Genomic DNA, 4,726 nt, shown 5'->3' with positions numbered 1-4,726 from the left:
ACGTCGGGCCAGTCGCGATTGAAATCGGCGGTCAGGCGTTTCATCTCGCGCCGCCGATCGCACGCTCCACCGCGGCGCCATCGTCGAGCGGCGCGGCTGATGGCGGCGCAGCGGCCGATGGGTTTGCGACGAGTGCGACGCTTGCGACGACCATACACCTCAATGCCATAGCCAGGTTCAGAAGCTCCGATGTTCAATGTTGTCGACTACGATTCAGGACGACGCTCGCGCGGCAGCCCTTGAATAGGCGGGGAACTACGCGTTCGGACGACCAACACTTGAGGATCGGACATGGTGCAGCGATAGTGATCCGGCCTCGGGAGGAGCGGACGCGGTCCAGTCGAGTATAGCTTGATCAGCCGCTGGCGAGCGGATTAGACTGAGTGCCCGAATTGAAGAAACGTTCAGAGCAAACAGTGTTTTGTCGTTCCATTACCTTGGTATCGTTGAGCTTCCTGGCCTCAGCCGTCGGCGCTCAGGCGCAGGGCGACCCAACGCAGATTTTCAACGGTGTGTGGGTGGCAGTAAATCCGCCAGGACCGCACGTCGTGTTTAATATGATTAGCCTGGGTCAAAGAGAGGCTAGTTTGCCGATACTTGGCCAAGCCACGATAGGTCCATCCAATGGAGAAGACGGATCAAATTTCCGAATCTCGGGCCCAGGATTCACCTGCTTTTACCTGATACTCACCACCAACCAGCGGACAAGAATGGTCTGGGAGCTGAAGAGCGGTGGGGACGTCTGTTTCAAGTCAGCTGCTTTCGAGCAAGCCGATAGCCCGGTACCAGTACCGGCGCCGGCCCCGTTACCGCCGCCTCCGCCACCGCCTCGCCCCTCCGTCTCTCCGAGCTTCTCCTGCTCCGCTCGATTGAATGAGGCGGAAAGAACTGTCTGTTCAGACGACGGCCTAGCTCAGCTCGATCAAAATCTCGATGCTTTGTATACATCGGCTCAGGCTTACGCTCGCAGCAACGGTGACGCGGCAAGCTCTTCAAGATTGGCTGCAACCGAGAAGAGTTGGTTGTCCAACGATCGAAATGCCTGTGGTACGAATATAACTTGCTTGGCGAGCGCCTATTCGAGGCGGATTTCCCAGTTGAAAGCCTGCTTATCTCGGCTTCGCAGTGGTGACGGCTGCTAACAATTCCTTCGAACTCAACCGTATGATGGATCGGATCGGTCTCCATCGACAAATGCATTAGAAGCGGTGCTTTGGACCAGGGCCTCCATGCGAGCATTGTATTGCCTTCGTACTGTGCTTCTCACGAGCAGCCTTAGCAGTATCGCCCTGATACCCACCGCAGCACCACAGTCGGTGTCCGTGCCGCACTGCACATCGATCGTGAAGGTGATGCTGGACGTCGGCCACACGCCTGAGCAACCCGGAGCGACTAGCGCGCGCGGCGTGCCGGAGTTTGAGTTCAACCTCAGCCTCGCTCGCAGGGTTTCATTAGAACTTACAAGGTCGGGGTACCTTGTGAGCGTGCTGGTCGTACATGGCATAGGCCAAGAACAGCTCCTCAACCGAGTCGTCCAGGCTAAACGCTATTCTCCAACTCTATTTATCTCCCTTCATCACGATTCAGTTCAGCCGTTGTTTATCCATCAATGGAGCTTCGCCGGACGAGCAAACCACTACAGCGACGAATTTTCCGGCTTTTCGATCTTCCTGTCTGAGCTCACTCCTAAGTTTGCCGAGAGCTTAGCGGCTGCCCAGCTTTTGGCAGATGAACTGATCAGGCAAGGACTGCGGCCTTCGCTGCACCATGCGATGAAGATTCCCGGTGAAGGGCGAAAACTCATTGATCGGCAGCGCGGGATCTATCTGAATGATCGGTTAGCCGTGCTGAAGGACGCTCCCTATCCGGCTCTGCTCCTTGAGGCGGGCGTGATCGTCAACCGAGCGGACGAAATCAATCTTCAAACGGAGACAATTCAGGCGCAAATAGCTCAAGCCATCACTCAAACCGTCAGCGGACGGTTTTGCGGGACCAATGGATCAAAAGCCCCATCGGATCTGCTCGATGAGCACAATTCAGATCGGAAGTAGCCCCAGTCGCTCAGGGCTCCACCCGCCGGTAATCGCCTGCCGCGGCTCTACAGGCCACGTCCGGCCCACCCGTACGGAATGAGAGATTTAGTCCTTCACCGGCAAAAGCATACCGGTAGGCGCACCTAAAACGCGGCCCGACCAGGCAAATATTCGCACCGCCATCGGCACACCTCTCGACCGATCCGACTCCGTTGAAAACGGTTGCCGCCCCCGAAAACGAAATGTTCAAATCACCATTTGACAAAAAGCGAATATTGTCTCCGGATCCACTCTTGAGCCAGTTGCCGAGCAACCGACCATCGAGAAGCCCTTGGGTTTGCGCTTGGGCTTGAGGCAGGAAAAAGGCTGCCCAGAGGCCGGCCACCAGAAGCTTCGAAAAGAAATCAATCTTCCATACCCTAACTATCAACATACTATCCCCCTCTGCCCTTATTCCATGCTCAGTCTGGGCCTCGTCAAAACACTGGAAATCCTAATGCAGTGGTTGTAGCCTTGGCAATGCCGCGCATACGGCTTTTTGAGCTTAGTATATTAACCTGAAGGGGAAGCGCAATGCGCTGTTTTTTGGTCGCTCTCGGGTGCTTTCTTGTTTTTGCAACCGCTAACGCTCGGGCGGACGCGCTGGACATTTTCAACGGCGTTTGGGTTTCGGTCAATCCGCCCGGTCCGCACTTCATCTTCAACAAGGTGGGCCTCAACTCTCGTGAAGCCAGCCTCCCTGTCTTAGGACAGGCGGCCATCCGGGTATCAAACGGCGAGAACGGGTCGAACTTCCTGGTCTCCGGCGAGGGCTTTTCGTGTCAATACTTCGTCGGCAAGATCAACAATAGCGAGATGACCTGGGAGCTCAAAGGTGGCTCATCGGTGTGTTTCCCGTCTGCGCATTTCAAGAAAGATCCTCCCTAGCGCGGAGCAGTGAGCGATGCGCGTTCGCGTCTTTCTCGTTGCCGGAGTGACCAGCGTATCATTGGCTTTCTCGGCAAGTGCGCTCGCCGACGATGCCTTGCAAATGTTCGACGGCGTGTGGGTTTCGATCAGTCCGCCTGGACCGCACATCGTCTTCAACAAGATCGGGCAGACACGCGAAGCTAGCTTACCCAATCTCGGTCAGGCCTCCATCACGAGTTCAAGGGGCGAAAGCGGATCAAACTATCAGATCTCTGGCGCTGGGTTTACCTGTTACTACCTCATTCTTACTACGAATGCTCAAGCCAAGATGGTATGGGAGTTGAAGAGCGGCTCAAGCCCTTGCTTCGCAAATGCCGTCTTGGAAAGGGCCGACTCTGAAAATGAGAGGGCCAACTCGAGTGCTCGACCTGCAACGGCTATAGCACCCGCTGCGCTTCAGGCGCCCAACGCCGCTTTAGCACCCAACCCTGCGCAGCCGAGCCCGCCCTCGGAAGGAGGCCGCAGGTGCGGTTACTACGCGATAGCATATTGCTCCGAAGATCTAAGTGTCGCCCGTGGAGTCAGCGGCGCGCTTCAAGCACAACTCATCGACACAAATGCTCGTAATTACTATCCCAACTTCCGCGCCGGCTGGTACTGTGTTGGAGTCGGCCCGCTGAATAGGGACACAGCCCAGAGCACCGCACAAGGATACAAGCAGCGCGGATATCCAACAGCGTACTTTAAAAATAGCTGCTGAATCGCGCCTAACTTGGGTGCCGATCGGCCGGCTTAGGCCGCCCTGACCATCGTCTAGGTATTCCTAATAACACCCGAATACGCTCCATTCGAACTTCAGACCCGAAGGAATGGCTATGGGGAAGCAGCTTGTTTTGTTACTCGCGCTCGCTGCAACCCTTTCGAATTGCAGCGCGACCAGTACCGAGCGGTCCTCTGCTGACCGAACCCCAGAAGCTCAGGGCGCACAGCCGGAGATCATCTCGCGCGAACAATGGCGAGCGAAATCGGCAAATGGTGGAATGACAGCCCAGACTGTCATTGGTATTATTATACATCACACGGGCGTTCGCAGTAACATCTCGACGAGCATCGAAGCGAAGATGCGCGGCTTGCAGGCATTCTCGCAGTCGCCGGGTCGAGTCTCACCATCAAAGTCAAAACCATCCTGGCCCGATGTACCTTATCATTTCTATATCGACGCAAGGGGCTCAATCGCTGAGGGACGGGATGTAAGGTTCGCCGGTGACACTAATACGGGCTACGATCCTAGAGGGTACATTCAGATTGCTGTCGAGGGTGACTTCGAACATGAAGCGGTACGCCCAGAGCAAAGAGAGGCATTGCGGGGCCTTTTGAAGTGGCTCTTAGTTCGTTGGAATCTTCCAACGTCCAGCGTCACTATCCACAAACTTCATGCCCCTACCGACTGCCCCGGGCGAAACTTGATACCCGAAATTGAAGCTATCCTGAGGGAGATATAGATGGGTTTAATATTTCGCTGGCTGGACTCGACCACGTGAGACCATCATTTCCGTATCCAGCACCGGCCTCACAAGGCTGGGCTATTGTCTGAGTGCGCATTGTCGATTACTTACAATTGCGAGCCTTTGGCGACCACTCGCTAATTGATGGCTGCCGCAGCTCGATGAGCAAGCACCCAAGTCAAGAACCAATTGGAAATCTTTCCGCCAGCACGAAGCTCTCGCGCGTCCGGGTCACGTCGGGCCAGTCGCGATTGAAATCGGCGGTCAGGCGTTTCATCT

General features: G+C 55.8%; 4 protein-coding genes. 3 read left to right on the top strand and 1 reads right to left on the bottom strand.

Annotation, left to right across the window (positions count from 1 at the left end):
- Positions 1-1,352: 1,352 nt before the first annotated feature.
- On the top strand, positions 1,353-2,051 hold the full coding sequence (locus tag ACQR2C_RS32580; RefSeq protein WP_315805874.1) for an N-acetylmuramoyl-L-alanine amidase: 699 nt from the start codon (positions 1,353-1,355) through the stop codon (positions 2,049-2,051).
- Positions 2,052-2,061: 10 nt separating this feature from the next.
- Here ACQR2C_RS32580 and ACQR2C_RS32575 read toward each other — a convergent pair whose 3' ends face one another.
- Entirely contained in the window at positions 2,062-2,466 is a 405-nt protein-coding gene (locus ACQR2C_RS32575; RefSeq protein ID WP_315805872.1) for a hypothetical protein, read from the bottom strand.
- Between the two features lie 140 nt (positions 2,467-2,606).
- On the opposite strand from ACQR2C_RS32575, the gene ACQR2C_RS32570 reads away from it, so the two are divergent.
- Together ACQR2C_RS32570 and ACQR2C_RS32565 are read left to right on the top strand one after the other, a co-directional pair.
- A complete protein-coding gene (locus ACQR2C_RS32570) occupies positions 2,607-2,960 on the top strand; it encodes a hypothetical protein (protein ID WP_315805873.1) in 354 nt (117 codons plus the stop codon).
- 851 nt (positions 2,961-3,811) lie between these two features.
- Positions 3,812-4,444 carry a peptidoglycan recognition protein family protein gene (locus ACQR2C_RS32565; protein WP_434864318.1) on the top strand — a complete coding sequence of 211 codons (633 nt, stop codon included), beginning with the start codon at positions 3,812-3,814 and terminating at the stop codon, positions 4,442-4,444.
- The last annotated feature ends 282 nt before the right edge of the window (positions 4,445-4,726 follow it).

This window comes from Bradyrhizobium sp. HKCCYLRH3061 (genome assembly GCF_051168015.1).
Taxonomy (GTDB): Bacteria; Pseudomonadota; Alphaproteobacteria; order Rhizobiales; family Xanthobacteraceae; genus Bradyrhizobium.
Note: the sequence above shows the minus strand (reverse complement) of the source record. Positions and strands in the feature narration are given on the sequence as shown.